The organism is Streptomyces sp. NPDC002499, assembly GCF_053595415.1.
Window position 1 is genome coordinate 426,573 of record NZ_JBSFXO010000009.1, and the last position, 26,855, is coordinate 453,427.

Here is a 26,855-nt window from a genome sequence, read left to right on the forward strand (position 1 = left end):
TGCACTTGCTCTGCTGCTGAGAAGTGACGATCACGCCGGTGGCATCGCTCCGGTGGCCTCACTTCGCCAGTGTCACCGCCTGGTCGAGGGCCTGGAGGAAACTGTTCACGGTCGTGCGGTCCCGTACTGCCAGTCGCAGCCACTCCTCGCCGAGGCCCGGGAACGTGTCCCCGCGCCGGACCGCGAACCCGAGGTTGCGCAGGTGCCGGCGGACCACGTCGGCCCTGGGCAGCCGGATCAGGACGAAAGGGCCCTCGGCCGGCTCGACGACCCGCAGTCCGTCGGAGTCGAACTCGCTGAGCCCGGCGACGAGATGGGCGCGGTCCGCCGCGATGCGGTGGGCCGCGTGGGCCGCCTCCGCCAGGGCCCGCGGGCCGACACAGGCCTCGGCGGCGGCCAGCGCCGGTGTGGACACCGGCCACAGGGGCTGGGCGCGCTCCAGTTCCGTGATCGTCTCCGGGGCGGCGAGGACGTAGCCGATGCGCAGCCCGGCCAGACCCCAGGTCTTGGTCAGGCTGCGCAGGACGACGAGGCCGGGCACGTCCGTGCGCCCGGCCAGCGCCTCGCGCTCACCCGGCACCGCGTCCATGAACGCCTCGTCGACGACCAACGTCCGCCCGGGGCGGGCCAGTTGAGCCAGCACCGCGGCCGGGTGCAGGACCGACGTCGGGTTCGTCGGGTTGCCGACCAGGACCAGGTCCGCGTCCTCGGGGACCATCGCCGGGTCCAGCCGGAAGTCGTCCTCCGCGCGCAGCAGCACCCGGTCGACGGTGTGGCCCGCGTCCCGCAGCGCCGCCTCCGGCTCCGTGAACTGCGGGTGCACGACCACCGGGTGACGGACCTTCAGGGCGCGCGCCAGCAGCACGAACGCCTCGGCCGCACCCGCCGTCAGCAGCACCCGTTCCACCGGCAGCCCGTGCCGCGCGGCCACCGTGGCCCGCGCGGCCCGCCCGTCCGGATACGCGGCGAGCGAGCCCAGCGACTCGGCGATCCGCTCCCGCAGCCACGCCGGCGGCGTGTCCGCGCGGACGTTCACCGCCAGGTCGACGAGCGCCGCCCCGCTGTCACGGACCTCGGCGTCACCGTGATGGCGCAGATCGTGTGCACCGTCAATGCGCATGGGCGTGTCCGTCGTGGTGGTGCCCGTGGTGGTGATGACCGTCGTCGTCCGGGTGGAAGTGCGGCTGCTGCGGCAGCCCCACCTTGTCCTCGAACCCCGGCAGCGCGATCCGGTACACACACGAGTCGCAGTTCATCCGCAGATCTCCTTCGACGGCCTCCCGGTACCGCTCCATCACCAGGTCGAGCAGCTCCGGCTCGGGCCCGATGACCTCCGCGGACGACACCTCGACCTCGGGGTGCGCGGCCGCCCAGCCCTCGGTCTGCTGCTTCACCCGCTCCGGCAGGATCCCGGTGAAGAGGAAGTACGGCAGGACGACGATCCGCCGCGCACCCAGCCGGACGCACCGGTCCAGGCCGCTCGGCACATCCGGCGCCGCGAGCGACACGAACGCCGTCTCCACGCCCGCGTACCCACGCCCCTCCCACAACAGCCGCGCCGCCTTCAGCACTTCGGCGTTGGCGTCCGGGTCGGTGGAACCGCGGCCGACCAGCAGCACGGTCACGTCGGCCCGGTCGCGCGGTGTGCGGGCGGACTCGCCGAGCACCTCGTCGAGCCGTCGCTCCAGGACCGCCAGCAGCGACGGATGCGGGCCCAGCGGACGCCCGTAGGTGTACGAGATCCCCGGGTGCCGCTCCTTCTCGCGGGACAGCGCCGCCGGGATGTCCCCCTTGGCGTGGCCGGCGGACACCAGCATCAGCGGAACGGCCGCGAACCGACGTACGCCCCGCTCCACCAGCTCGGTGACCGCCTCGCCCAGCGGCGGCGCGGACAGTTCGATGAAGCCGCCCGCGACGGGCAGTTCGGGATGACGGCGGCCCAGCTCCCGGACGAAGTCGCGGAACGCCTCGGCTCCGGCCTGGTCCCGGGTGCCGTGGCCGGCGATGAGCAGGGCGGGCGGGGTGGTCACGATTTCTCCTCGGAGGACGGAACGGAAGACGAGACAGAAGCTGAAATGGGTCGCGAAGTGGGGTGGTACAGCAGGGCGTTGAGCGCGGCGGCTGCCACCGCCGAACCGCCCTTCTCGGACACGTTGCTCACGGCGGGCAGCCCGCTCGCGCGCAACGCGGCCTTGGACTCGGCCGCGCCGACGAAGCCGACGGGCAGGCCGATGACGAGCGCGGGGGAGACGTCCAGGGTCAGCAACTCCTCCAGGGCGGTGGGCGCGTTGCCGATCACCCACAGCGCGCCGGGCCCGACCTCCTCGTACGCGAGCCGGATCGCGTGGGCCGAACGCGTCAGCCCCGGACCGGACTCGGCGTCCCGGAGCCGGCAGACGGTCTCCCGCCGGGTGATCCCGGCCGCGACCATCTCCACGTCCACGACGACGGGCGCCCCGGCGTGCAGCGCGGCATGCGCGGTCGCCAACTCGCCCTCGTCCAGGACGAGATCGGTCGCGTAGTCGAGGTCGGCGGCGGAGTGGATCACGCGCTCCACCACCGCGCGGCTCAGCGGCGGGAAGTGCGAGGTGTCGAGGCGGGCGCGCAGCCGCCGGTAGGACTCCACCTCGATCGGATGAACCACCCGGTCCACACCGTTCACATGGTCCATACGGTTCACTGGGCGCCCTCCTGCCAGCGGTAGCCGCGCGGGGTCACCATGCGCCCGGCGATCTCACGGGTCGCCGTGTTGCCCACGGTCACGACCGTCATCATGTCGACCGTCGCCGGATCCAGCGAGAGCAGAGTCGTGACCCGGCTGGATTCGTCCGGCCGTGACGCGTTGCGTACGACCCCGACCGGCGTCGTCGGCTCCCGGTGCTCGGCGAGGATCGCAAGCGCCTTGGGCAGCTGCCAGTCCCGGCCGCGGCTGCGCGGGTTGTAGAACGTCACGACGATGTCCGCCTCGGCCGCCGCCCGCACCCGCCGCTCGATGATCTCCCACGGCGTGTGCAGATCGGAGAGGCTGATGGAGACGTGGTCGTGGCCGAGCGGCGCCCCGAGGATCGCCGAGGCGGCCAACGCGGCGGTCACGCCCGGGACTCCGACCACCTCGATGTCGTCGGACGCCTCTGCGAGCGCCGGCGAGGCCATGGCGTACACGCCCGCGTCCCCGCTGCCGATCAGCGCGACGGCATGCCCCGCGCGGGCCTCGGCCACGGCCGTGCGGGCCCGCTCCTCCTCGGCGCCAAGACCCGACTCCAGGACCCGGGTGCCGGGGCGCAGCAGATCGCGGATCTGGTCGACGTACTGGTCGAGCCCCACGAGCACGGAGGCGCGCCGCAGTTCGGCCTTGGCGCGCGGGGTGAGCAGGTCGCGGGCGCCGGGTCCGAGCCCGACCACCGCGAGCCGGCCGCGCGCGGGCCGCCGTACGACGGCACAGGTCGCCATCGCCGCTTGCCCGTCGGCACGCTCCGACTTCCGCTTGGGGACCAGGAGTTCGCCCCCGCCCACGAGCGCGGCGGCCTCCGCGACGGACGGCGTGCCCACGGCCGCGAGGGGCGCGTCGGACGGATTGGGCACCTCCACGGCTGCCAGCTCCTCGGCGGAGTGGGTCACCAGCGGCACGCTCAGCCGCTGGGCCGCCTGGATGATGCCGGGCTCGTCCGCCTTGGCGTCGACGGTGGCGAGTTCGGCGATGTTGGCGACCGAGAGTCCCGCCGCACGCAGGGCGTCCGAGATCAACCCGAGCACCTCGTTCACCGGTGCGCCCCTGGACGCGCCGACGCCGACGACGAGGGACGGCGGTCGCAGCACGACCTCCCGCTCGGCCGGCTCGACGACGCGATCGGTGACGCGGATGACGTACGCACCACCCCGGTCCGACACCGGAAGCGGCGGCAACGGCCATCCCAACTCGGCTTCCAGGGTGACGGGTTCGCCGTCCAGGAGCGCTCGGGAGACTCCGGCGACATCGCCCTCCACAGGGAACCCGAGCGTGTCGAGCCCCGGCACGCCGACCGCGTCCGTCGCCGTCGTCACCACGGGCTCGGCGTCCAGCAACTCGCTCACCTCGCGGGCGAGTTCGTTGGCCCCGCCGCCGTGTCCGCCGACCAGCGACACGGCGAACCGGCCGGCCTCGTCGACGCACACGACCCCGGGGTCGGTCCGCTTGTCGTTCAACAGCGGTGCCAGCAGCCGCACCACGGCCCCCGTGGCCAGGAAGCACACGAGCTGCTCGCACTGAGCGAACGCGGTCCGTACGGCGTCCCCGACAGGACCCTCGTACACGCGCGTCCGCTCCGGCCACGCCGCGGCCAGCCGGTCGCGCGCCGCCGCCCCCGCCGCGGTGGCGGAAATGAGGCCGATCACTGAGCAACTCCTTCATGAGGGGCGGGGGTTCGAGTCCCCCAGAGCAGAAAGACAGGGTTGGTCGCCGCCAGCCGGGTCACGTCACCCGGCAGCGGCGCGAGCCGCGAGGACTGCAACAGCACCCCGTCGCAGTCGAACCCGGCGCCGACGAGCGCCTGGCGCGTGGCCGGGACCCGGTCGAGGGCGGCCATCGCGACGACGACCGACCGCCGGGCCCGTCGGGCGCACGCGGTGACGATGGAAGGCAACTCGCGCCCGCCGCCGCCGATGAACACGGCGTCCGGATCGTCGAGTTGGGACAGCGCGACCGGCGCCTCGCCGTGCACCACCCGCACCTCGACTCCGTGGGCGGCGGCATTGGCGCGGATCCGCTCGGCACCGTCCGCGGTCTTCTCGACGGCGACGACGGCGGCCCCGAGCCGCGCGCACTCGACGGCCACGGACCCGGACCCCGCGCCGACGTCCCAGACCAGTTCACCGAGCCGGGGCCCGAGCCGGGCCAGCGCCAGCGCCCGTACCTCGAACTTGGTGATCATCGAGTCGCGGTGGGTGAACTCCCGCTCGTCCAGAGCCCATTGCCCGGGCCCGACGGCCGCCCCCGCCACGGTCCGTACGGCGCCCGCCGCCCGGGTCTCGTCCAGGCACAGGACGACACTCACCGCCGTACCCCAGTCACGCCCGGCGGCCTCGGCGGCCGTCACCCGCTCCACCCGCTCCTGCTCCGGATCACCCAGCGCACTCGCCACGACCAGCACCCGCCCACCGGGCAGCGCGGCCCCCAACTCGGCGGGCCCGGCGCCCGGTCCGGTCAGCACGGCCACCTTGGGATGCGCCCGGCACACGTTCACCGCGGTCCGCAGCTCCCGCCCGTGCGCGCTCACGACCACCGCGTCGTCCCAGGTCAGCCCGAGCCGCGCGAACGCGGTCGCGACGGACGAGACGCCGGGCCGCACGTCCAGCACCCCGGACCCGAACCGCTCGGCCAGCGCCCGCACGATCCCGAAGAACCCGGGGTCGCCCGAGGCCAGCACGACGACGGGCCGGTCCTTGCCGACGTACTCCTCGATCGCGTCGAGCGCCGGCGCCAGCGGCCCGAGCACGATCCGCTCGGCCGTCTCCGGCAGCCGTACGGCGTCCAGATGCCGCCGCCCGCCGACGACCAGCTCGGCGCCGGCCAGCGCCTCCGGGGCGAGGGGCGCCCCCGTCCCCGTACCGATGACGGTGATCACGTACTCGCCCCTCGCTCGCGCAACGCCCGACGGGCCTCAGGATCCGCCTTGCGGAAGCCGTGGAAGTGACCGGGGTGGTACAGGTGCGAGCGCGTGCCCTCGGCGGCCAGCGCGGGCCCGACCAGGAACAGCGTGTGCTTCCACAGCTTGTGCTCCTTGACCGTCTCCTCCAGCGTGCCGATCGTGCACCGCACGAGCAGCTCCTCCGGCCAGGTCGCCTGGTAGGCGACCACGACCGGGGTCGACGTCGGATAGCCGCCCTCCAGCAGCTCCCGCACCAGCTGTCCGCTGCGGGCCGCCGACAGGAAGATCGCCATGGTGGTGCCGTGCCGGGCGAACTCGCGGACCTCCTCGCCGGGCGGCATCGGCGTCTTGCCGCCGCCGAGCCGGGTCAGGACGACGGACTGCGCGACCTCGGGAATGGTCAGCTCGCGCTGCGCGAGGGCGGCGACGGCCGAGAAGGCGGAGACCCCGGGCACGATCTCGGTCGCGATCCCGATCCGGGCGCACCGGTCGAGCTGCTCCTGGGTGCCGCCCCACAGGGCCGGGTCGCCGGAGTGGATACGCGCGACCCGCAGCCCCTCCTCGTACGCCCGCTCGTACACGTCGACGACGTCCTCCAGCGACATGGTCGCCGAATCGAGGATCTGCGCACCCTCGCGCGCATGTTCGAGTACATCCTCCTGGACCAGACTCGCGGCCCAGATCACGACGTCGGCCTCGGCGATGGCGCGCGCGGCACGGAACGTCAGCAGGTCGGCGGCGCCGGGGCCGGCACCGACGAAGGTCACCTTGCCGGTGGGGGCATCGGCCATCAGAAAACGGTCCTCTCTGGACAAAAAGTCTTACGGGTGGTGCCGCCGCGCCCGCTGGATGTGCGCGAACGGGGGTTGATCGGATAGCAAGGGCACATGGCGGTCTTCGTCGCGCTCGGCGCGTTCCTGATGACGCTGGCCGGCGGCTGGACGGCACAGCGGGTCACCGACCGCCGCCATCTGGTCCTCGGCCTGGCGGGTGGCCTGATGCTGGGCGTGGTCGGCCTGGACCTGCTGCCGGAGGCGTTGCAGGCCGCGGGCGACGACATCTTCGGCGTACCGGCGGCCCTGCTCCTGTTCGTGGCGGGCTTCCTGCTGGCCCATCTGGTCGAACGCCTGCTCGCCGCCCGCCAGGCCTCCCACGGCGGGGACGAGCACAACGGCCGCGCGCCCGAGGTGGGCCTCACGGCGGCCTCGGCGATGGTCGGCCACAGCGCCATGGACGGCGTGGCGATCGGCGCGGCCTTCCAGGTCGGCGGCGGCATGGGCACGGCGGTCGCGCTGGCCGTGGTCGCCCACGACTTCGCGGACGGCTTCAACACGTACACGATCACGAGCCTGTACGGAAACGCCCGCCGCAAGGCGCTGACCATGCTGTTCGCGGACGCGCTCGCCCCGGTCGTCGGCGCGGCCTCGACCGCCTTCGTGAGCATCCCCGAGGGCCTGCTCGGCGGCTATCTCGGCCTCTTCGCCGGCGTGCTCCTCTACCTGGCCGCCGCCGAGATCCTCCCCGAGGCCCACCACGAACACCCCGCCCGCTCGACCCTGCTGTGCACGGTCGCGGGCGTGGGCTTCATCTGGCTGGTGGTGGGCCTGGCCGGCTGAGCGGGCGGCCGGCCCATGGGCCGATGGCCGGTGTGGTCTCACAATTTCCCACCCCGCCCGCCGTCGCGCCGCGCGGGGGCGATGAGCGTGGAGAGGTACGGCAACGGAGTCCCGTCGAGCTCGGCGGCGGGCCGGATGGACTCGGACTCAAGACCCAGGGCCGACCCCCACACCGCGTCCTCGAGCCGCCCGGTCTCCCGCAGGGCCTCGGCGACCTCGCCGGCCTGCCGCCCGAACTTGTACGCGACGACCGTGCCGGGCCCGGCGAGCGCGTCCTTGAGCACGGCGGCCCCGGCGGTGACGGGCACGAGGGTGAGCGGCTCGGTGCCTTCGGTCAGCACGGCCCCCGACCTCGCGGCGAGGTCCTGCATGGCGGTGATCCCGGGCACGGTCTCGATGAGGACGCCCGGCACCGACTCGCCGATGGTCTGCGCGAGATAGGTGAAGGTCGAATACACATTGGGGTCGCCGATGGTGGCGAAGGCGACGTTCCCGCGCTCGCGCAGCAGCTGCGCCACGTGCTCCCCGGCGGCATCCCAGGCGGCCTCGCGCCGCGCCCGATCGCTGCGCTCGTTGAGGGCGAACACGACCCGCAGGACCTTCTCCTGGGGCACGTAATGCAACACGGTCGCCTCAGCCCGCCCCCGCTCACCCGTGTCCATGACCGGCACGACGACGACATCGGCGGCCCGCAGCGCGTTGACGCCCTTGACGGTCACCAGCTCGGGATCGCCGGGACCCACCCCGACTCCGATCAGCTTGCTGCTCATGACGTCCGGCACCTCTCGACGAACCTAAGGGCGACACCGGGCTCGGAGGCCCAGTGCGTATGCAGATAACTCGCGTGCACGCTGTCCTGCACGAAACCTTCGAGACGCCGCGTCGGAGTCCGCATGCCCCAAGCGGCAACGGCTCCGGCCCCCGGCTCGACGACCGTCCGATGAAACTCGTGCCCGCGCATCCGCGTCCCGGCCACCGCGAGGACGCTGTCACTCACGGCCACGGCATTCCGATACCCGAGCGTGAGCCGCTCGCTCATCCGCGCACTCGCGTCGAGCACCCCGCACATCGGCAGCCCGTCCAACTCCCGACACAGATAAAGCAACCCGGCACACTCGGCGGCAACGGGAGCGCCGGTCTCTGCGAGGGCGGTAACGGCTTTACGGAGGGAATCGTTGGCGGACAGCTCGGAGGCATACACCTCGGGAAACCCGCCCCCGATGACCAACCCGCGTGTCCCATCGGGAAGTTGCTCATCACGCAGCGGATCAAAGGTGACGACGTCGGCCCCGGCGGCGCTGAGCAACTCGGTGTGCTCGGCGTAGGAGAAGGTAAAGGCGGGCCCACCGGCAACGGCAACTCGCGGGCGGGGGCGCTGGCTTGGGTCTTCGCTTTTCAGCCCCTCGGGCGATTGAGGCTGAGGATGTGCCATCCCGATCCCCCACCCTCCCGCGGAGGCGCCGGTGTCTTTCAGCCCCTCCGGCGTTTGAGGAGCGGGGTCTGGGGCGGAGCCCCAGGATGGGACGGGTAGGGGCGGCGGGGGCGAAGAAACCAAAGCCTCAGCCGCATCCCAACCCGCACAACCCAACACCCCCGCACCGCGCGCCAGCGCAAGCAACCCCTCCAGATCACACCCCCGCTCAACCTGCGCGGCCATCGCCGCAACGGCCTCCACCGCCGCACCCCGCCGCTCGGCGACCGGCACCAACCCCAGATGCCTCGCCGGCACATCCACCTGAGCCACCCGCCGCAACACCCCGAGCACCGGCACCCCGGCCGACTCCAACGCCTCCCGCAGCAACTCCTCATGCCGATCGGAGGCGACCTTGTTCAGAATCACGCCCCCGACCCGAACCTCCGGATCCCACGAGGCAAACCCATGCACCAACGCCGCAACCGACCGAGACTGCGAAGACGCGTCGACGACAAGCACCACAGGCGCCCGCAGCAACTTCGCCACATGCGCGGTGGACGCCAGCTCACCCTCCCCGGCAGCCCCGTCGTACATCCCCATCACGCCCTCGACCACGGCGAGATCACACCCGCGCGCCCCATGCGCGAACAGCGGCCCGACCAACTCCGGCCCGCACAGATACGCGTCGAGGTTCCGCCCCACCCGCCCGGTGGCGAGCGCGTGATACCCGGGATCGATGTAGTCGGGCCCGACCTTGTGCGGAGACACGCTGAGCCCCCGCGCGGTCAGCGCGGCCATCAACCCCGTGGCAACGGTGGTCTTGCCGCTGCCGGAGGACGGCGCGGCGATGACCAGTCGGGGCACGGAGGACGAGGAAGAAGTCACGGGGTCACCACTCGATACCCCTCTGGCCCTTCTGGCCGGCGTCCATGGGGTGCTTGACCTTCGACATGTCGGTCACGAGATCCGCGAACTCGACCAGCTTCTCAGGCGCGTTCCGCCCGGTGATCACCACGTGCTGATTCCCGGGCCGCCCCCGCAGCACGTCGATCACCTCGTCCGTGTCCACCCACCCCCAGTGCATCGGATAGGCGAACTCGTCGAGCACATAGAGCCGGTACGTCTCGGCAGCAAGGTCCCGCTTGACCTGCTCCCAGCCCTCCCGGGCCTTCTCCTCGTTGTCCATCTGGGCATCCCGCTGCACCCAGGACCACCCCTCGCCCATCTTGTGCCAGTCGACGGACCCGCCCTCCCCGCTGGCCCCCAGCACCCGAAGCGCGTTCTCCTCGCCGACCTTCCACTTCGCCGACTTGACGAACTGGAACACCCCGATGGGCCACCCCTGATTCCAGGCGCGCAGAGCGAGCCCGAAAGCGGCGGTGGACTTGCCCTTGCCGACTCCCGTGTGCACGACGACAAGCGGCCGGTTACGCCGCTGACGAGTCGTCAGTCCGTCGTCCGGCACCACACTCGGCTGACCCTGCGGCATTACGCGGCCCTCCTCGAACGACCCTGGTTGCCCTGAACGTCCTTGACCAGCCCGGCAATGGAGTCCGCCCGCAGCTCGTCCAAGGTCACGGCCGTCCCCTCCAACTCACCCGCGAGCTGCCGGGCGAGCCCCAACCGCACCGGCCCCGACTCACAGTCGACGACCACCGACGCGATCCCCTCGGCTGCGAACAGCCGAGCCGCCCGCCCGGCCAACGCCACCGGCTCGGGCCCACCGGTCGCCCGCCCGTCGGTCACGACGACGACCAACGCCCGCCGAGCCGGATCCCGCAACCGCTCCACCCGCAACACGTCGTGCGCCTTGAGCAGCCCGGCCGCCAGCGGCGTACGCCCACCCGTCGGCAACGACTCCAGACGTACGGCAGCCGCGTCCACGGAAGACGTCGGCGGGAGAGCCACATCGGCGGCAGCCCCCCGAAACGTCACCAACCCCACCTTGTCCCGCCGCTGATACGCGTCCAACAACAGCGACAGCACAGCCCCCTTGACCGCACTCATCCGCTGCCGAGCCGCCATCGACCCCGAGGCGTCGACCACGAACAGCACGAGGTTCCCCTCACGCCCTTCCCGCGTCGCCTGCCGCAGATCGTCCCGGCGCACCACCAGCCCCCGCCCGGACCGCCCGCGCGCCCGCTGATGCGGCGCGGCGGCCTGCACGGTCGCCGCCAGATGCAGCTTGGTCAGGGCACCCCGGGGCCGTCGCGCACCCGTCGTCCGCCCGTGCTCGGTCCGCGCCCGCGACCGCCGCCCGGCGGCCCCTGCGCCGATCCCGGGCACGCTCAACACCTTGGTGCGGAACGGCTCGGCGGCCCGTACCGCGGACTGCTCGCCCGCCCCGGCGCCGGAGGGCTGCGGCTCGCCGGACTCCCCGGCCTCGGGCTGCGCACCCGCGTCCCCGTCCTGCGGGCCGGCGTCGTCCGGCGCAGGCTCCCCGCCGCCCCCGTCCGGTCCGCCGTCGCCGGGCCCGTCACCGTCCGGATCGGGATCGTCCTCGGGCTCCGCGAACTCCTCCAGCGTCTCGTCGAGCTTGTTCTCGTCAAGTCCCGGCGCGTCGAAGGGATTACGGCGCCTGCGGTGCGGCAGCGCGAGCAGCGCGGCCTGCCGTACGTCCTCGGCGAGCACGTCGGTCCGGCCGGCCCAGGCGGCCAGCGCGGTCGCCGTACGCGCCATCACGATGTCGGCCCGCATGCCGTCCACCTCGAAGGCGGCACAGGTCGCCGCGATCTGCCGCAGCGCCCCGTCGCCCAGCCGCACCGACGGCAACAACTCCCGCGCGGCGATGATCCGTTGGCGTACCGACGTCTCCTCGTCAGCCCAACGCGCCGAGAAACCGGTCGGATCGTCGTCGTAGGCGAGCCTGCGCCGCACGACCTCGACGCGCTGGTCGGGCTCCCGCGAGGCGGCCACCTCGACGGTCAGCCCGAACCGGTCGAGCAACTGCGGCCGCAGCTCGCCCTCTTCGGGGTTCATCGTGCCGACGAGGAGGAAGCGGGCGGCATGCCGGACCGAGACGCCCTCGCGCTCGACGTAGGACGCGCCCATCGCCGCCGCGTCCAGCAGCAGGTCGACCAGGTGGTCGTGGAGGAGGTTGACCTCGTCGACGTAGAGGATCCCGCGGTGCGCGTCGGCGAGCAGGCCCGGTTCGAAGGCCTTCACGCCCTCGGCCAGCGCCCGTTCGATGTCGAGGGCGCCCACGAGCCGGTCCTCCGAGGCGCCGACCGGGAGTTCGACCATCCGCGCCGGACGCGTCTCGAACGCCCCCGGTTCGTGCGGTCCGTCCGGGCAGGCGGGGTCGGGGGAGTCGGGGTCGCAGGAGAAACGGCACCCGGCGACGACGTTCAGCGCCGGCATGAGCGCCGAAAGGGCGCGTACCGCCGTCGACTTGGCGGTGCCCTTCTCGCCGCGCACCAGCACACCGCCGACCGCCGGTGAGACGGCGTTCAGCAGCAGCGCGAGCCGCAGGTCGTCCTGGCCGACAACGGCCGTGAACGGAAAGGGGGTACTCACTTCTCGTCGCCCTCCAGGTCGCCCTCGAGCTCCAGGTAGATCGCCCGCAGCCGCTCCAGCGTCTGCGCGTCCGGCTCGGCCCACAGTCCGCGCTCGGCCGCTTCCAGGAGCCGTTCGGTGATGCCGCGCAGCGCCCACGGGTTGGACTTCTTCATGAAGTCCTGGTTCTCCGGGGCGAAGACGTACTCGGCGCTGAGCTTCTCGTACATCCAGTCGTCCACGACCCCGGCCGTGGCGTCGTACCCGAAGAGGTAGTCGACGGTCGCCGCCATCTCGAAGGCGCCCTTGTAGCCGTGCCGCCGCATCGCCGCCATCCAGCGGGGGTTGACCACCCGGGCCCGGAAGACGCGGTGGGTCTCCTCGCCCAGGGTGCGGGTCTTGACCTGGTCCGGGGTGGCGGAGTCGCCGACGTACGCCTCGGGGGAGGCGCCGGTCAGGTGGCGGACCATGGCGACCATGCCGCCGTGGTACTGGAAGTAGTCGTCGGCGTCGACGAGATCGTGCTCGCGGGTGTCGACGTTCTTCGCGGCCACGGCGATGCGCCTGAACGCCGTCTCCATGTCCCCGCGCGCCGCCCGCCCGTCGAGACCGCGCCCGTAGGCGTACCCGCCCCAGACCGCGTACACCTCGGCGAGGTCGGCGTCGCTGCGCCAGTTGCGCGCGTCGATCAGCGGGAGCAGCCCGGCGCCGTACGCGCCCGGCTTGGAGCCGAAGATACGGGCCGTGGCCCGGCGCCGGTCGCCGTGCTCGGCGGTGTCCTCGTCGGCGTGCTTGCGGACGTAGTTGGACTCGGGGGGCTCGTTCAGATCGGCCACCGCCCGTACCGCGTCGTCGATCAGCCCGACGACGTGCGGGAACGCGTCCCGGAAGAAGCCGGAGATCCGGACCGTGACATCGATGCGCGGTCGGCCCAGCTCCGTGACGGGCACGATCTCGAAGCCGGTCACCCGGCGCGAGGCGTCGTCCCAGACCGGACGGCAGCCCAGCAGCGCGAGGATCTCGGCGATGTCGTCACCCTGGGTGCGCATCGCCGACGTGCCCCAGACCGTGAGGCCGACGGACTGGGGGAACTCGCCGTTGTCCTGGAGGTACCGCTGCACCAGCGAGTCCGCGAGAGACTGGCCGACCTCCCAACTCAGCCTGGACGGAATGGCCTTGGGGTCGACCGAGTAGAAGTTCCGGCCGGTCGGCAGGACGTTGACCAGGCCGCGGGTCGGGGAGCCCGAGGGACCCGCCGGGACGTAACCGCCGTCCAGCGCCTTGAGGATGTGGTCGATCTCGTCGGTGGTGCGGGCGAGCCGGGGGACGACCTCCTCGCAGGCGAACTCCAACACCGCCACGGCGTCCGGGAGTTCGGCGCCGATGACGGCACGGACCAGCGCCGGGACGGTCGTGACGTCCCACTCCTGGGCCTCCATGCCCTCCGCGAACCGGCGGCACAGCTGCTCCAGCAGATCGATCGCGTCGGCGGCCGACCGGGCCGGTCCCTCGACCAGTTCCGTCAGCTCCACCGGCACCTTGACGGGAGCGCCGGGCTCGGTCAGCAACTCCTTCTCGCCGAGCCCGAAGTGCTCGGCCAGCGAGGCCCGCAGCCCCGGCAGCGCGTTCGCCTGGCCGCCCCACACCTGCGAGGCGCGCAGCACGGCGAGCACGAGGTTCACGCGCGCCTCACCGACCGGGCCGCCGCCGAGGATGTGCAGCCCGTCGCGGATCTGCACGTCCTTGATCTCGCACAGATAGCCGTCGATGTGCATCACGAACTCGTCGAAGGCCGCGTCGTCCGGCTGGTCGTCCACATGCAGGTCGTGATGCAGCTCGGCCGCCTTCACCAGCGTCCAGATCTGGGCGCGCACGGCCGGAGCCTTCGTCGGGTCCAGGTCGGACACCATCGCGTACTCGTCGAGGAGTTGCTCCAGCTTCGCCAGGTCGCCGTAGGTGTCGGCACGCGCCATCGGCGGCACGAGGTGGTCGACGACCGTGGCGTGCCCGCGCCGCTTGGCCTGGGTGCCCTCACCGGGGTCGTTGACGATGAACGGGTAGATGAGCGGGAGTTCGCCGAGCACGGCGTCGGGCGCGCAGCCGCCGCTGAGCCCAAGTCCCTTGCCAGGCAGCCACTCCATCGTGCCGTGCTTGCCCATGTGGACGATCGCGTCCGCGCCGAAGCTGTTGTCCAGCCAGCGGTAGGCGGCCATGTAGTGGTGCGACGGCGGCATGTCGGGGTCGTGGTAGATCGCGATCGGGTTCTCGCCGAAGCCGCGCGGCGGCTGGATCATGACCACGACGTTCCCGAACTGGAGGGACGCCAGCACGATGTCGTCGCCGTCGACGTAGAGGTTGCCCGGCGGCTCACCCCACGCGTCCGACATGCCCTGCCTGAGCGCCGGTTCGAGCTTGTCGAACCACGCCTGGTAGTCGGCGAGCGGCACCCGCGCGGGCGCGGCGGCCAACTGGTCCTCGGTGAGCCATTCGACGTCGTGGCCACCGGCGTTGATGAGTGTGTGGATCAGCTCGTCGCCGTTGTCCGGGTGCCCTTCGACGACGTACCCGGCGTCCCGGAGCGCGTCCAGCACCTGGATGGCCGAGGCGGGCGTGTCCAGCCCCACGGCGTTTCCGACCCGCGAGTGCTTGGTCGGGTACGCGGTGAAGACGAGCGCGAGCTTCTTGTCGGCGTTCGGCTTGTGCTTCAACTTCGCGTGCCGCACGGCGATTCCGGCGACCCGCGCGGCCCGCTCGGGGTCGGCGACGTACACCGGGACGTCGTCCGGACCCTGCTCCTTGAAGGAGAAGGGGACCGTGATCAGCCGTCCGTCGAACTCGGGGATCGCGACCTGCATCGCCGCGTCCATGGGGGAGAGGGCGGCATCGGAGTCGTCCCAGGCCGCGCGGGACGACGTAAGGCAAAGTCCTTGCAGCACCGGCACGTTGAGGTCGGCGAGGGCCCCGATGTCCCACGCCTCCTCGTCACCGCCGGCCGAGGCCTGCGAAGCGTGCGTGCCGCCCGCGGCGAGGACGGTGGCGATCAGCGCGTCGGACCTGCCGAGGATGTCGTACAGCCCGGAGTCCGCGCCGCGCAGCGAACCGCAGTACACGGCAAGGGCGTTGGCGCCCTTCGCCTCGATCGCGTCGCACAGGGTGTCCACGAAGGCGGTGTTGCCGGAGAGGTGATGCGCTCGGTAGAAGAGCACGCCGACGGTCGGCCGGCCCTCGACGAAGGCGCGCTCGCCGTGGACGCCGAACTCGGCCATCTTCCGCGGCTCTTCGAAGCCCTCGCCGGTGAGCAGGACGGTGTCGGAGAGGAACCGGGCCAGCTGCGAGAGGTTCTCCGGGCCGCCCTCGACGAGGTACCGCAGCGCCTCGGCCACCACACCGGCCGGCACCGACGACTCGGCCATCAACTCGGCGTCGGGGACGGTCTCCCCGCCGAGCAGCACCGTCGGGATCCCGGACGCCTTCAGCGCGGCGAGCCCGTCCTCCCAGGCGCGCTTGCCGCCGAGCAGCCGTACGACGGCGATGTCCGCACCCTCGACGAGCGCGGGCAACTCGCCCTCGACATCCACCCGGTTCGGGTTGCCGATCCGGTACCCGGCGCCGGCGGCACGCGCCGCCAGCAGATCCGTGTCGGCGGTCGACAACAACAACACTGTGCTCATGCGGGCGCTCCCGGTGGAATGAAAGGCAGTCCTTGCGGCGCGCCGGACTCGATGAGCCGCCACAGCGCGTCCGTGTCCGCGTGCTGTTCGATCAGGTCGCCGAGCCGGTCGAGCTGCTCCTCGCGCAGCGCGGCGAAGGAGGTGTCGGCGGCCGGCACGAACCGGCGCCCCGCGGCGGCCGCCACTTCGCGCAGGAACGCCCGCCGGAACCCGTCCGACTCCAGCGAGCCGTGCCAGTGGGTCCCCCAGGTCTGACCGACCCGGCAGCCGTCCAAGAAGGTTTCTCCTCCCAGGACTTCGGCGACCCCGTGATGGATCTCGTACCCCTCGACCGGCTCGCCGAGGGCTTCGCCCACCGGCCTGGTGAGGGTCTTCTCGCGCGCGAACCGCACCCGCAGGGGCAGCACCCCGAGTCCGTCCACGTGTCCGCGCCGGCTCTCGACCTCGTCCTCGATGTGCTCGCCGAGGACCTGGAAACCACCGCAGACACCGAGGATCGGCCGCTGCTCGGCGGCCCTGCGGACCAGGGCGTCGGCAAGTCCCCGCTCCCGCAGCCACTCCAGCGCCTTGACCGTCCCCCGGGTCCCCGGGATCACGACGAGATCGGCGTCGGCCAGCTCCTCGGGCCGGTCCACGAACCGCACCACGACGCCCGGTTCGGCGGCCAGCGCGTCCACGTCCGTGAAGTTGGACATGAGCGGGATCGCGCAGACGGCGACGCGCAGCACGTCCTCGCCGACCGGCGGCGCGGTGTTGGACTCGCGGACGGTCCCGCGCAGCGAGATGCGCAGCCCGTCCTCCTCGTCGATCCCGAGCCCGTGCTGGAACGGCAGCACGCCGTACGTCCGCCGCCCGGTGAGGCCGTGCAGCATCTCCAACCCCGGTTCCAGCAGCGACACATCGCCCCGGAACTTGTTGACGACGAACCCGGCGATCAGGGCCTGATCCTCCGGGCTGAGCAGCGCGACCGTCCCGAAGAAGGAGGCGAAGACGCCCCCGCGGTCGATGTCGCCCACCACGAGCACGGGCAGCCGCGCGTTGCGCGCGATCCCCATGTTCACGATGTCGGTCCGCCGCAGATTGATCTCGGCAGGACTGCCGGCCCCCTCACAGATCACCGCGTCATACGTGCCCCGCAACTCCGCGAGACAGTCGAGCACGGTCCCGAGCAACCGTTCCTGCCGCCCGCCGTGGTAGCCACGCGCACTCATCTCGCCCACGGGCTTGCCCATGAGCACGACCTGGCTGCTCCGCTCGCCACCGGGCTTGAGCAGCACGGGATTCATCAGCGCGGTCGGCTCGATCCGACAGGCCTGCGCCTGCATGGCCTGCGCCCGCCCGATCTCCGCGCCCTCGCGCGTCACGAACGAATTGAGGGACATGTTCTGCGCCTTGAACGGCGTGACCTTCACGCCCTGCCGCACCAGCCACCGGCAGATCCCGGCGGTGACGACACTCTTGCCGGCGTCCGAGGTGGTCCCGGCGACCAACAGCCCGCCGCCGCTCATGACTTGCGCCCCTTCGCGAGCAGCCGCCCGGCGACGCTCACGCCGAGCGCGAGCAGAGCGACGCGCCGGGACAGCCGTACGGCCCGCTCGATGTCCTGTGTGACGACGGCGCGCCCCGAGGCGCCATTGAGGACGGGCCGGTGCTCGACTCGCCCTCCATAGGCCAGCGTTCCGCCCAGCCGCACCCCGAGCGCCCCCGCGAACGAGGCCTCCACGGGCCCGGCGTTGGGGCTCGGGTGCTTGCCCGCGTCGGCGCGCCAGGCGCGTACCGCCCCGCGCGGATCGTCGCCCGCCACGGTCGCGAGGACGGCGGTGAGCCGCGCCCCCGGCCAGCCGGCCACGTCGTCGAGGCGGGCCGAAGCCCAGCCGTAGCGGCGGTACTTGGGCGATTTGTGCCCGACCATGGCGTCGAGGGTGTTCACGGCCCGGAAGCCGACCAGGCCCGGCACGCCCGCCACCGCGCCCCACACCAGCGCGCCCACCACCGCGTCGGAGGTGTTCTCGGCGACGGACTCGACGACGGCCCGGGCGATCCCGTCGGCGTCGAGGGCCTGGGGGTCGCGCCCGCAGAGATGGGGCAGCCGGGCCCGCGCGCGCTCGATGTCCCCGGCCGCCAAAGCCTGCCCGATGGCCCCGGCCTCGCGGGCGAGGGAGGTGCCGCCGACGACGGCCCAGGTGGCGGCGGCGGTCAGCGCGACGGAGGCGGTACGGGAGGGGCGTACGGCGGACGTTGCCGCGGCGGCGAGGGCGACGGCGCCGCCCGCGCACACGGCGGTGTGCAGGGCGCCCCAGCCGCGGTGGTCGCGCCACAGCACCTGCTCCACGGCACCGGCGGCCCGGCCGAACGCGGCGACCGGATGGCCGCGGCGCGGATCGCCGAGCAGATGGTCACCGAGGAGGCCGGCGGTGGCGCCGTACGCGAAGACGCGATCGGCACGCATCGGCTCAGCCGGCCGTCGGGTCGGGCAGAGCTCGGGTGATGGACCTCAACAGGCGGCCGCGCATGGCGAATTGTCCTCACTCAGGGTGTCCGCGCCCTGGTTCGAAGAGAGCGACGGCGAGAGTTCCTGGCTCCCGGGACTACCTACCCCGGTGACAGTGGCGGGACCGCGCCGGAATCACACCGGCTTCCTCTCTTGCCGCCGTACTTGGCCCCGGCAGTCCACCACGGGCCTGGAAGAACCGTCAACTTGCCGCTGACCTGCGACGGGAGAGTGTGCTGAGGCCCACACAGGGCCCGTCGGAGGTCGGCGGACGATCGGTCGAGGAACAGGCGGGGATCAGGCGGGGACGAGTCGGGGGATCAGGCGACGATCAGCGAGATCCCGTACGCCACAGCCGCCGCGCACGCCGCGAAGCAGACGTAGGCGCCGGTCACCGCGAGGGTGGCCGAGCCGCCCTGGGCCGTCGCCCTCTCCTGGCGGGACAGGCCCGCGACGCCGAGGGTGAACAGGGCCACGAGGCCCACAGTGACCACGAGGCTGACGCCGAAGACGGAGCCGAGGGCCGCCCAGTCGATGTGCATGCTGGTGATTCCTTCGTTACCGGTGGGCGGGGATCAGAGAGCGGGGGCGGCCGACGGGGCGGCCGGATCGGCCGCGGGGGCCGCGGGCGCCGGGATGGTGGCCGTCAGGTCGTCGGTGACCGGGCCCGCGGGAGGCGGGGTCACGGCGGCGATCGCCGTGGTCACCACGCCGGGCGGCTCCTCGGTCTCGTTGACGTTGCTGTGGTCGACGACCTCGCGGCGGGAGAGCTTCCAGATGGCCGCGCTGGAGGCGATCAGGAAGACGGCGACGACCGCCGTGCCCCAGTCGCCGAGGTCGGTGACGGACTCGGCGAGCGCGCCCACCAGGGCGGCGGCCGGCAGGGTCAGGCCCCAGGCGACGAACATGCGGGTCGCCGTCGACCAGCGGACCACCCCGCCCTTGCGGCCGAGGCCCGCGCCCATCACCGAGCCGGAGACGACGTGCGTGGTGGAGAGGGAGAAGCCGAGGTGCGAGGAGGCCAGGATGGCGGTCGCCGCGCTGGTCTGGGCGGCGAAGCCCTGCTGCGGCTGAAGCTCGGTCAGGCCCTTGCCCATGGTGCGGATGATCCGCCAGCCGCCGAGGTAGGTGCCCAGCGCGATGGCGAGACCGGCGGAGAGGATGACCCAGGTGGGCGGGTCGGAGTCGGGGGCCACGGCGCCGCCGGCGACCAGGGCGAGGGTGATGATGCCCATCGTCTTCTGCGCGTCGTTGGTGCCGTGGGCCAGCGAGACCAGTCCGGCGGAGGCGATCTGGCCGGCGCGGTAGCCCTTCGCGGCGGCCTTGCCGTCGGCCTTCCTGCCGAGCCGGTAGGACAGGCGGGTCGCGAGCAGCGCGGCGACACCGGCCACGATCGGGGCGGCGACCGCCGGCAGCAGCACCTTGGTGACGAGCGCGTCGCCGTGCACCGCACCGGTGCCGGCCGAGGCGATGGTGGCGCCGATCAGACCGCCCATCAGGGCGTGCGAGGAACTGGACGGCAGTCCGACGAGCCAGGTCACCAGGTTCCACAGGATCGCGCCGACCAGGGCGGCGAAGATGACCTCGGGACGGATGCCGGTCTCGTCGACGAGACCCTTGGAGATCGTGTTGGCGACCTCCACGGAGAGGAAGGCGCCCACCAGGTTGAGCGCGGCGGACATCGCCACCGCCACCTTGGGCTTGAGCGCACCGGTCGAGATGGTGGTGGCCATCGCGTTGGCGGTGTCGTGAAAACCGTTCGTAAAATCGAACGCGAGAGCGGTTACGACCACAATCGCGAGGATCAGCGAGAAGTTTTCCATTTACCCAGGCAATCGTTCGAGGTCATCGGTCCTTTGAACGTAGGCAACCTGAATGAACGGAAAGTGAACTGAGGGGGGCTTGGTGGTGTATGAAACGGGGGGTCGCCGCACCGATCCGTCCCGGCGACCTCGACGACCCCCGCGCCCCATGGCTCAGTAGCCCCGGGCGAACCTCTTCAGCTGGGTCCGGGTCCCGTTGAAGAGATTCTGATCACCCGGCAGGCTGCCGCTGTTGTCGTACTGCCAGAAGGTCCAGTACGACCATCCGGCCGGCAGCGCTCCCGTGTCCGCGGAGTCGTGGCGGGCGATCCACAGCGGGTTCGCGGCAAGCGCGTCGCTGCCGCCGGTGCACAGGTTCCACCAGTGCGCGGTCGTGTAGATCACCGGCAGGCGCCCGGTCAGCCGCCGCACCTCGGCGCTGAACGACTTGATCCAGCCGACCATGGCCGCCTTGCTCAGTCCGTAGCACCTCTTCTTGGAGTCGTACGGGTTGTACTCGATGTCGAGCGCGGGCGGCAGCGTCCTGCCGTCCGCCGTCCAGGCGCCGCCGTGCCGCACGAAGTACGCCGCCTGCGCCTTGCCCGACGACTTGTTCGGCAGCGCGAAGTGGTACGCCCCGCGGATGATGCCGGCGTCGCGCGCACCGTCGTACTGCCGGCCGAAGTAGGGGTTCTGATAGGTCGTCGACTCGGTCGCCTTGATGTAGACGAACTTGGCGCCCTTGGCCTTCGCGCCGGCCCAGTCGACGTTCCTCTGGTGCGAGGAGACGTCGTGCCCCTTCGGCAGGCTCGCGGCGGAGGCGGGAACCTCGGCGAGCAGGCTGCCCCCGACGGCCAGCGCGGCCACGCAGGCCGCGATCAGGCGGCTGCGGCGGTGGTGGGGCGCGCGGAGCGGTGCGTGGAGAGGTGCGTGGAGAGGTGCGTGAGAGGGCGCGCGGAAGGGCGTGCGGACGGGCGCGCGGAACGGTGTGTGGTCACGGGCCATATGTCCCCCCGGAATGGCGACGTGCAGACAAAACACCCGGAGATTACTGGAAGATCCCCGTGCGCTCGGCGCTCCCCGGCCAAGCGCGACCCGTAAGAGGTATGTCCGCATAGGCGATCTTCCGGAGGTGCGAGTTCCGCCCTAAAGTGCCCCGACCCGGCGGCGGCCGAGGGGCGCGGCTGGCAGGATCGCGCCATGGCTGAGCAGAGGCGGGACGGGCGCGGCGGGCGGGACGAACGGGGCGGTGCGCAGGGCGTGCCGGAGGCGTGGGGGAGAGCCGTGCACGCGGATGAGGCCGAAGCCTGGGAGGCGCTGGTCGCGACGGCCCGCCGCACGGTGTCCGAGGGTCTGGTCGTCGGCACCTCCGGCAACGTCTCGGTGCGCGTCGGCGACACCGTGCTGGTCACACCGTCGGGCGTGCCCTACGACCGGCTGACGCCGGACGACGTGACCGGCGTCGACCTCGACGGCCGGCAGGTTCTCGGCACCCTGATCCCGACCAGCGAACTGCCGATGCACCTCGCCGTGTACCGCACGACCGACGCGCACGCCGTCGTCCACACGCACGCCGTGCACGCGACGGCCGTCTCGACGCTCGTCCCCGAACTCCCGGTGATCCACTACATGGCCGCGGCCCTCGGCGGACCGGTCCGAGTCGCGACTTATGCGGCATACGGCACCGACGAGTTGGCCGAGAACATGCTCCGCGCCCTCACCGACCGCTCCGGCTGCCTCCTCCAGAACCACGGCACGGTCACCCACGGCACGACCCTCGACCAGGCCTACGACCGCACGGCCCAACTGGAGTGGATGTGCCGCCTGTGGCTGACGGCGTCCTCGGTACCGGGCCTGTCACCGACGCTCCTCACGGGGGAGCAGCTGGCGGAGGTGGGGGAGAGGCTGCGGGGGTATGGGCAGCGGGGGTGAAACGGCGACTGTGGGGCTGGGGCTGGGGCTGGGGCTGGGGCTGAGGCTGGGGCCGGGGGTGGTCATGAGCCTGCGGCTGAAGCCGAGACCGAGCCTCCTCGTGAGAGCGACCGGCTCGCAGGAGATGTCACCCGTCCCTCCTTCCGGCTGGCCGGTGACCGGCTCCGCCAGGACACTGGACGGGTGCGCACAGTCAAAGCAACGGCCGCTGCCGTCACCGTAGCCCTGGCCGCCGGCGCAGCGTCCGTCGCGGCCGGCCGGTTCGCGAGCGACGCCGCGCTCAAGGCGCCGCCGGGCAGACCGCTGCCCACCGAACCCCGGCTCACCGTGCATGCCACGGCGGCCGGCCAGATCGCCCTGACCCGGGCCCTGGCCTCCCTGCGCCCCGGTACCTACGGCCTGGCCGGCGACGACAGCCACGCGGTCGTCGGCCCCGTCCTCGACAGCGCCACCCACACCGCCGACACCGTCGTACGCCGCCTGGAACGCGTCACGCACGGCACCCTCGAACCCGGCGACAAGGTCTGGCTCACCCCGAACGTGCACGTCGGCGACCCCGGCACCGCGCTCGGCCTCGACCACGCCGACGTCGAGGTCACCGGCGAACTCGGCGCGCTGCCCGCCTGGTTCGTGCCCGGCGTGCGGGACACCTGGGTGATCACGGTGCACGGCCTCGGGGCGACCCGCGAACACCCCATGAACGTCATGGAGTTCCTGCACCGCCAGCAGTTCCCGGTCCTGGACCTCGCCTACCGCGGCGATCCCGGCGCGCCCCGCTCCCCGGACGGGCTGAACCACCTCGGCGAGACCGAGTGGCGCGACCTGGACGCGGCGATCCGGCACGCCGTGCGCCAGGGCGCGTCGAAGGTCGTCCTGTACGGCTGGTCCACCGGCGCCACCATGGCTCTTCGCGCGGTCGCCCGCTCTGGACTGCGCGACCGTGTCTCCGGGCTCGTGCTGGACTCCCCGGTGCTCAGCTGGCCGGCCACGCTGCGCGCCCTCGCCTCGGCCCGGCACACGCCGGGCGCGCTGCTGCCGCTCGCGGTCCGCGCCGCCCAGGGCCGCACCGGCCTGCGGGGCGATCCCACCGCGGAGACCGCCGACGCCGCGCAGCTCACCGTCCCGACCCTGATCCTGCACGGCCCGGACGACACCCTGGCCCCCTGGACCCACTCCCGCCGCCTCGCCGACGCCCGCCCCGACCTGGTGACCCTCCACCCGGTCCACCACGCCCCGCACGCCGCGATGTGGAACGCCGACCCGAGGTCCTACGAGGAGACACTGCGCCGATTCCTCACACCGCTGATGTGACGGCCGGCCCGGACGGGTTGAGCCTCCGCTGGCGTGAGGCGAGTACTGCGTCCGTGCTCAGCCGGAGAGACGCTGGCGGCGTTGCCCAACCCCGCCGCCCCCACTGATGCGCCGCCACACCACCTCCCGCCCCCCCCCGCCGACGCAAGCCGCCGCGCCCGGCCGGCGCCCGCTCTACTCGGCCGCTCTCCTCGGCTGTGTCACCCGGTTCACGGCGACGGCTTCACCCCGGTCCCCATCATTCCGTTTAAGGCCGTACCACTGGCCGGTTCTCGGCCCTGAGCGGCTCGCCGGACCCCGTGCCTTGGCCCTCCCCGTCGCCCGCGGTGACATTCCGTTTGGGTTTTCCGACCGTCAACCGGAAGACTGCACCCGTGACGTCCCGTATCCCGCGCGACTCCAGGCTTCGACTCGTCCGCCCCCGACCCCTGGCCGCCGCCCCCCGAGCTGTGAACCAGCGGCCCACCCGCCGCCCCGCGCCCCGCCCCCCGGAGGGCACACCGGCCCCCGCCGAGCTGGCCAGAATGGCTCGCTCCGGTCTGGCCGCCGCGGCCCGCCTGGCCCGCTGGGCCGACACCGCCCTCGGACCGGGCAGCGACAGTGCCACCGCCGACGGCAAGGCCACGCTCTCCGAGTCCACCGCCGAACGCGCGGCCGAGGAACTGGGCCTGACCGTGCACCAGGTCCGCGCCGACTGGGACACCGCCCGTCTGGCCGGCCTCGTCGAGGTGCACGGCGACAGCGCGCGCCCCGGCTGGCGGCTACGCGCTTGGGACCGCGACGACAGCGCCGTACTGCGCGGCTGGGTCGCCCTCTTCGACGCCTGGTCGCTCGCCCACCCGGAAGCCCCGGAACACGAGCCCGCCGCCGTGGCCGAGGTCGTCTCGGCGATGCCCCAGGTGCTCTCCTTCCTCCAGCTCTCCGCCGGCCCCGTCCCGATGGACCAGCTCCTCGACCTCCTGGAACAGCGCGTCACCGAACTGCGCACCGAACGCTGCGAGGTCCCGTACGGGCCGCAGCGGGAGCCGGTCGAGCAGTCGACGTCGACGGGCCTTGAGGATTCCGCGGACTCCGCGGCCCTGGCCGATCCGTCAGCGCCCACCGACAGACCGGACGGCGCCTCCACCGAGAGCCCGACCGACACCCCCCTCGCCCCCCTCCTCGACTGGGCCCTGCACGCGCTCGCCTCCGTCGGTGCGCTCACCTACGGGACCGGGCAGGCCACGCTCACCCCGCTCGGCAGCTGGGCGGTCTGGGTCAAGCTGGAGCAGATCTGCGTCGCCGCGCAGAGCCCCGCGGGCAACATCGAGGTCGCCGCCGAGGAGATGCTCCGCGGCTGTGCCCAGCTGCGCCCCAACGCGGCCCGCGCCGAGTACCGCGCGTGGCTCGCCGCCCGCCCCGTCGGCGGCGCCGTCACCGAGCTGCTCGGTGCCGCCCGTGGCGACGACGCCCTGCTGCGCGGCCTCGCCTTCGAAGCAATCCGGGTGGTCGGCGCCCCCGCCGAGCCCGACGTCCGCTCCGTGGCCGACGAGCCGACCCTGCGCCCCTACGCCCTGCTGTGGCTCGCCGAGCACGACGGCATCGACCCCGAGGACGCCCACGAGGTGCTCACCCGCGAAGAGGCCACCTGGCTGTGGGTCGACACGGCCGCCGCCGTCGCCGACCACGGCGAGGCGCCGATGCTGGTGCGGCACCTGGAGTCCGCGGTGCAGCCGACCGTCCCCATGCTCCTCGACGAGGTACGCGCCGTCGGCCACCCCCGCACCGTGCAGGTCCTGGTCGCGCTGGCCGCCGCCCACCCCGACCCCGCACTGGCCAAGGCGGTGCGCCGGGCCGCCTTCCAGGTCCACACCGGGGGGAACTAGGCAACCCGGCGGAGAGCCGCCCTCAGGCCGGTATCTCCGGGGCGTACGTGCCGAAGCTCCAGACGTTGCCCTCGGCGTCACGGGCCATGTAGTCCCGGGAGCCGTAGTCCTGGTCCGTCGGGGGCATCAGGATCTCCACGCCGTGGTCCACGGCCCGCTGGTGGTGTACGTCGACGTCGTCCACGACGACGTACACCCCGCACGGGCCCGCGTCCTTCATCGCCGCGTCGAAGACACCACCGCGGCCCTTGGAACCGACCATCACGACGCCGTTGCCCTGCACCAGTTCGGCGTGCAGCACCGTGCCGTCCTCGCCCTCGTACACCGACAGCTCGGTGAAGCCGAGAGCCTGCGTGAGCTGCTTGATCGCCGCCTTCGCGTCGACGTACAACAGCGTCGGGTACATGCTCGGACGTCCGCCGCTCGTCCCTGCCATGCCGATCACCCCTTCGTGGCCGGCACCGGAAGCACCTGCCACGACCGAGTCTCGCAGCGACCACTGACAACGACGCCCGACTTGGGAGAACGCCGGCTCAGCGGAACGTGTTGCACCGCGCCATGTCCCCGCTCCGGTACCCCTGGTCGAACCACTGCTGCCGCTGCTGCGCCGACCCGTGCGTCCACGTCTCCGGCGTCACCCGGCCCTGGAACCGCTCCTGGATCCGGTCGTCGCCGACGGCCGCCGCCGCGTCCAGCCCGTCCCGGATGTCGGCGTCGGTGAGGCTGGTGATCAGCGGCCGCCCGGTCGACTCGTCGTTGGTCGTGGTCGCGTGGTGCGCCCACACCCCGGCGTAGCAGTCGGCCTGCAGCTCCACCCGCACCGCGTTGCTGTCGGCGCCCGTCCGCCCGTCCTGCGACCGGCTCAGCGTGCCCATCAGGTCCTGGACGTGGTGCCCGTACTCGTGCGCCACGACATACGCCTGCGCGAACGCACCGCCGCTCGCGCCGAACTTCGACCGCAGTTCGTCGAAGAACCCCAGGTCCAGATAGACCTTCCGGTCGCCGGGGCAGTAGAACGGCCCGACCGCGCTGGTCGCCGTCCCGCACGCGGTCCCGACCTGCCGGCTGAAGAAGACCGTGGGGGAGCGCGTGTACCGGGCGCTGCGCCGCGTGAACTCCTGGTCCCAGAAGTCCTGCACGCTGTTGACCACCGCCACCATCCGGCAGTCGTCCTTGGTGTTCGCGTCCTGCCCGCTACGGCAGGTCTGCTGGACCTGCGCGAGCGAGGACGCGGTCGCCGCGGGCTGGTCGGAGCCGGAGGAGAGCCCGAGGTTGTCGGGACCGACCCCGAGGAAGAGCCCGAGGATCAGCGCGATCAGACCGGCGAGCCCGCCGCCCACGGTCGCCCGGCCGCCCGGGATCCGGCTGCCGCGCACGTCCTGCACCTCGGAGGTGTCCAGCTGGGCGTCGTCGTCGAACTGCACGGGGGCACCACCCTCTGCCTGCGTCGTCCCCCTGCCGCCATCCTCGCCCGCCCCCTCGCCCCCGGCGCCGGGCCCGCGGCCGAACGGGGGACGCGTCCAACCGGCCGGGAGGCGTCCCGACGGCACGCCTGATGCGTGCCGTACGTCACGCGTGCGTGCCGGTCGTCGCCGACACCCTGCGCGGATGCCGACGAGCCACCGCGGAAGCGG

At 72.7% G+C, this 26,855-nt stretch carries 22 protein-coding genes and 1 riboswitch; of the genes, 4 read left to right on the forward strand and 18 right to left on the reverse strand.

Annotation, left to right across the window (positions count from 1 at the left end; translation table 11 throughout):
- Positions 1 to 58 precede the first annotated feature (58 nt).
- The 6 genes from cobC to cobM are packed head-to-tail and all read right to left on the reverse strand — an operon-like array spanning position 59 to position 6,415.
- Positions 59 to 1,120, reverse strand: coding sequence for an Rv2231c family pyridoxal phosphate-dependent protein CobC (gene cobC, locus ACWD5F_RS27215; protein ID WP_451258159.1), 1,062 nt, complete (start codon positions 1,118 to 1,120; stop codon positions 59 to 61).
- Complete coding sequence (locus ACWD5F_RS27220; RefSeq protein ID WP_401728098.1) at positions 1,110 to 2,033, reverse strand: sirohydrochlorin chelatase; 924 nt, start codon at positions 2,031 to 2,033, stop codon at positions 1,110 to 1,112. The genes cobC and ACWD5F_RS27220 overlap by 11 nt, the downstream gene beginning before the upstream one ends.
- Positions 2,027 to 2,653 (reverse strand): precorrin-8X methylmutase, encoded by a 627-nt coding sequence (locus ACWD5F_RS27225; protein ID WP_451258292.1) that lies wholly within the window; start codon positions 2,651 to 2,653, stop codon positions 2,027 to 2,029. Before ACWD5F_RS27225 ends, ACWD5F_RS27220 begins: the two co-directional genes overlap by 7 nt.
- A gap of 23 nt (positions 2,654 to 2,676) precedes the next feature.
- On the reverse strand, positions 2,677 to 4,371 hold the full coding sequence (gene cobJ / locus ACWD5F_RS27230; RefSeq protein WP_451258161.1) for a precorrin-3B C(17)-methyltransferase: 1,695 nt from the start codon (positions 4,369 to 4,371) through the stop codon (positions 2,677 to 2,679).
- Positions 4,368 to 5,600, reverse strand: a complete 1,233-nt coding sequence (cbiE, locus tag ACWD5F_RS27235; protein WP_451258163.1) for a precorrin-6y C5,15-methyltransferase (decarboxylating) subunit CbiE — start codon at positions 5,598 to 5,600, stop codon at positions 4,368 to 4,370. The genes cobJ and cbiE overlap by 4 nt, the downstream gene beginning before the upstream one ends.
- Positions 5,597 to 6,415 (reverse strand): precorrin-4 C(11)-methyltransferase, encoded by an 819-nt coding sequence (gene cobM / locus ACWD5F_RS27240; protein ID WP_451258165.1) that lies wholly within the window; start codon positions 6,413 to 6,415, stop codon positions 5,597 to 5,599. The genes cbiE and cobM overlap by 4 nt, the downstream gene beginning before the upstream one ends.
- Positions 6,416 to 6,511: 96 nt before the next feature.
- On the opposite strand from cobM, the gene ACWD5F_RS27245 reads away from it, so the two are divergent.
- Positions 6,512 to 7,240 (forward strand): ZIP family metal transporter, encoded by a 729-nt coding sequence (locus tag ACWD5F_RS27245; RefSeq protein WP_280877060.1) that lies wholly within the window; start codon positions 6,512 to 6,514, stop codon positions 7,238 to 7,240.
- Positions 7,241 to 7,278: 38 nt separating this feature from the next.
- Here the strand turns inward: ACWD5F_RS27245 and cobI are convergent, their stop codons facing one another.
- From cobI to ACWD5F_RS27295, 10 genes are all read right to left on the reverse strand, one after another.
- Positions 7,279 to 8,010, reverse strand: a complete 732-nt coding sequence (gene cobI / locus ACWD5F_RS27250) for a precorrin-2 C(20)-methyltransferase (RefSeq protein WP_401727926.1) — start codon at positions 8,008 to 8,010, stop codon at positions 7,279 to 7,281.
- Entirely contained in the window at positions 8,007 to 9,539 is a 1,533-nt protein-coding gene (locus ACWD5F_RS27255) for a cobyrinate a,c-diamide synthase (RefSeq protein ID WP_451258168.1), read from the reverse strand. The genes cobI and ACWD5F_RS27255 overlap by 4 nt, the downstream gene beginning before the upstream one ends.
- Before the next feature lie 4 nt (positions 9,540 to 9,543).
- Positions 9,544 to 10,143 (reverse strand): cob(I)yrinic acid a,c-diamide adenosyltransferase, encoded by a 600-nt coding sequence (cobO, locus tag ACWD5F_RS27260; RefSeq protein ID WP_401727923.1) that lies wholly within the window; start codon positions 10,141 to 10,143, stop codon positions 9,544 to 9,546.
- On the reverse strand, positions 10,143 to 12,170 hold the full coding sequence (locus ACWD5F_RS27265; RefSeq protein WP_451258170.1) for a putative cobaltochelatase: 2,028 nt from the start codon (positions 12,168 to 12,170) through the stop codon (positions 10,143 to 10,145). The genes cobO and ACWD5F_RS27265 overlap by 1 nt, the downstream gene beginning before the upstream one ends.
- Complete coding sequence (gene cobN / locus ACWD5F_RS27270; protein ID WP_451258172.1) at positions 12,167 to 15,820, reverse strand: cobaltochelatase subunit CobN; 3,654 nt, start codon at positions 15,818 to 15,820, stop codon at positions 12,167 to 12,169. The genes ACWD5F_RS27265 and cobN overlap by 4 nt, the downstream gene beginning before the upstream one ends.
- Positions 15,817 to 17,328, reverse strand: a complete 1,512-nt coding sequence (locus ACWD5F_RS27275) for a cobyric acid synthase (protein WP_451258174.1) — start codon at positions 17,326 to 17,328, stop codon at positions 15,817 to 15,819. The genes cobN and ACWD5F_RS27275 overlap by 4 nt, the downstream gene beginning before the upstream one ends.
- Entirely contained in the window at positions 17,325 to 18,269 is a 945-nt protein-coding gene (locus ACWD5F_RS27280) for a cobalamin biosynthesis protein (RefSeq protein WP_451258176.1), read from the reverse strand. The genes ACWD5F_RS27275 and ACWD5F_RS27280 overlap by 4 nt, the downstream gene beginning before the upstream one ends.
- A 101-nt stretch (positions 18,270 to 18,370) precedes the next feature.
- Positions 18,371 to 18,510: riboswitch (cobalamin riboswitch) on the reverse strand.
- A gap of 121 nt (positions 18,511 to 18,631) precedes the next feature.
- Positions 18,632 to 18,853, reverse strand: a complete 222-nt coding sequence (locus ACWD5F_RS27285; RefSeq protein ID WP_451258178.1) for a hypothetical protein — start codon at positions 18,851 to 18,853, stop codon at positions 18,632 to 18,634.
- A gap of 33 nt (positions 18,854 to 18,886) precedes the next feature.
- Positions 18,887 to 20,134, reverse strand: a complete 1,248-nt coding sequence (locus ACWD5F_RS27290) for an anion permease (RefSeq protein WP_451258180.1) — start codon at positions 20,132 to 20,134, stop codon at positions 18,887 to 18,889.
- A gap of 153 nt (positions 20,135 to 20,287) precedes the next feature.
- Positions 20,288 to 21,118, reverse strand: coding sequence for a lysozyme (locus ACWD5F_RS27295; protein WP_451258182.1), 831 nt, complete (start codon positions 21,116 to 21,118; stop codon positions 20,288 to 20,290).
- Between the two features lie 195 nt (positions 21,119 to 21,313).
- Between ACWD5F_RS27295 and ACWD5F_RS27300 the strand changes: the two genes are divergently transcribed.
- The 3 genes from ACWD5F_RS27300 (at position 21,314) to ACWD5F_RS27310 (ending at position 25,221) form a co-directional block, all read left to right on the forward strand.
- Positions 21,314 to 22,045 carry a class II aldolase/adducin family protein gene (locus ACWD5F_RS27300; protein WP_451258184.1) on the forward strand — a complete coding sequence of 244 codons (732 nt, stop codon included), beginning with the start codon at positions 21,314 to 21,316 and terminating at the stop codon, positions 22,043 to 22,045.
- A 183-nt stretch (positions 22,046 to 22,228) separates the two neighbouring features.
- Positions 22,229 to 23,356: an alpha/beta hydrolase family protein gene (locus ACWD5F_RS27305; RefSeq protein WP_451258186.1), complete on the forward strand. Its 1,128-nt coding sequence runs from the start codon at positions 22,229 to 22,231 to the stop codon at positions 23,354 to 23,356.
- Positions 23,357 to 23,880: 524 nt separating this feature from the next.
- A complete protein-coding gene (locus ACWD5F_RS27310; protein ID WP_451258188.1) occupies positions 23,881 to 25,221 on the forward strand; it encodes a hypothetical protein in 1,341 nt (446 codons plus the stop codon).
- Positions 25,222 to 25,243: 22 nt separating this feature from the next.
- Here the strand turns inward: ACWD5F_RS27310 and ACWD5F_RS27315 are convergent, their stop codons facing one another.
- Both ACWD5F_RS27315 and ypfJ read right to left on the reverse strand, forming a co-directional pair.
- Positions 25,244 to 25,657 (reverse strand): VOC family protein, encoded by a 414-nt coding sequence (locus ACWD5F_RS27315; RefSeq protein WP_451258190.1) that lies wholly within the window; start codon positions 25,655 to 25,657, stop codon positions 25,244 to 25,246.
- Between the two features lie 97 nt (positions 25,658 to 25,754).
- Entirely contained in the window at positions 25,755 to 26,645 is an 891-nt protein-coding gene (gene ypfJ / locus ACWD5F_RS27320) for a KPN_02809 family neutral zinc metallopeptidase (RefSeq protein ID WP_451258192.1), read from the reverse strand.
- Between the last annotated feature and the right edge of the window lie 210 nt (positions 26,646 to 26,855).

Excerpts from the sequence above, each read along its gene's own strand:
- ACWD5F_RS27245 (WP_280877060.1), top strand. The coding sequence starts at position 6,512 with ATGGCGGTCTTCGTCGCGCTCGGCGCGTTCCTGATGACGCTGGCCGGC.
- ACWD5F_RS27310 (WP_451258188.1), top strand. The coding sequence starts at position 23,881 with ATGGCTCGCTCCGGTCTGGCCGCCGCGGCCCGCCTGGCCCGCTGGGCC.
- cobN (WP_451258172.1), bottom strand. The coding sequence starts at position 15,820 with ATGAGCACAGTGTTGTTGTTGTCGACCGCCGACACGGATCTGCTGGCG.
- cobM (WP_451258165.1), bottom strand. The coding sequence starts at position 6,415 with ATGGCCGATGCCCCCACCGGCAAGGTGACCTTCGTCGGTGCCGGCCCC.
- ACWD5F_RS27295 (WP_451258182.1), bottom strand. The coding sequence starts at position 21,118 with ATGGCCCGTGACCACACACCGTTCCGCGCGCCCGTCCGCACGCCCTTC.
- ACWD5F_RS27300 (WP_451258184.1), top strand. The coding sequence starts at position 21,314 with ATGGCTGAGCAGAGGCGGGACGGGCGCGGCGGGCGGGACGAACGGGGC.
- ACWD5F_RS27290 (WP_451258180.1), bottom strand. The coding sequence starts at position 20,134 with ATGGAAAACTTCTCGCTGATCCTCGCGATTGTGGTCGTAACCGCTCTC.
- ACWD5F_RS27280 (WP_451258176.1), bottom strand. The coding sequence starts at position 18,269 with ATGCGTGCCGATCGCGTCTTCGCGTACGGCGCCACCGCCGGCCTCCTC.
- ACWD5F_RS27275 (WP_451258174.1), bottom strand. The coding sequence starts at position 17,328 with ATGAGCGGCGGCGGGCTGTTGGTCGCCGGGACCACCTCGGACGCCGGC.
- ACWD5F_RS27285 (WP_451258178.1), bottom strand. The coding sequence starts at position 18,853 with ATGCACATCGACTGGGCGGCCCTCGGCTCCGTCTTCGGCGTCAGCCTC.
- cobC (WP_451258159.1), bottom strand. The coding sequence starts at position 1,120 with ATGCGCATTGACGGTGCACACGATCTGCGCCATCACGGTGACGCCGAG.
- cobI (WP_401727926.1), bottom strand. The coding sequence starts at position 8,010 with ATGAGCAGCAAGCTGATCGGAGTCGGGGTGGGTCCCGGCGATCCCGAG.
- ACWD5F_RS27315 (WP_451258190.1), bottom strand. The coding sequence starts at position 25,657 with ATGGCAGGGACGAGCGGCGGACGTCCGAGCATGTACCCGACGCTGTTG.
- cobO (WP_401727923.1), bottom strand. The coding sequence starts at position 10,143 with ATGCCGCAGGGTCAGCCGAGTGTGGTGCCGGACGACGGACTGACGACT.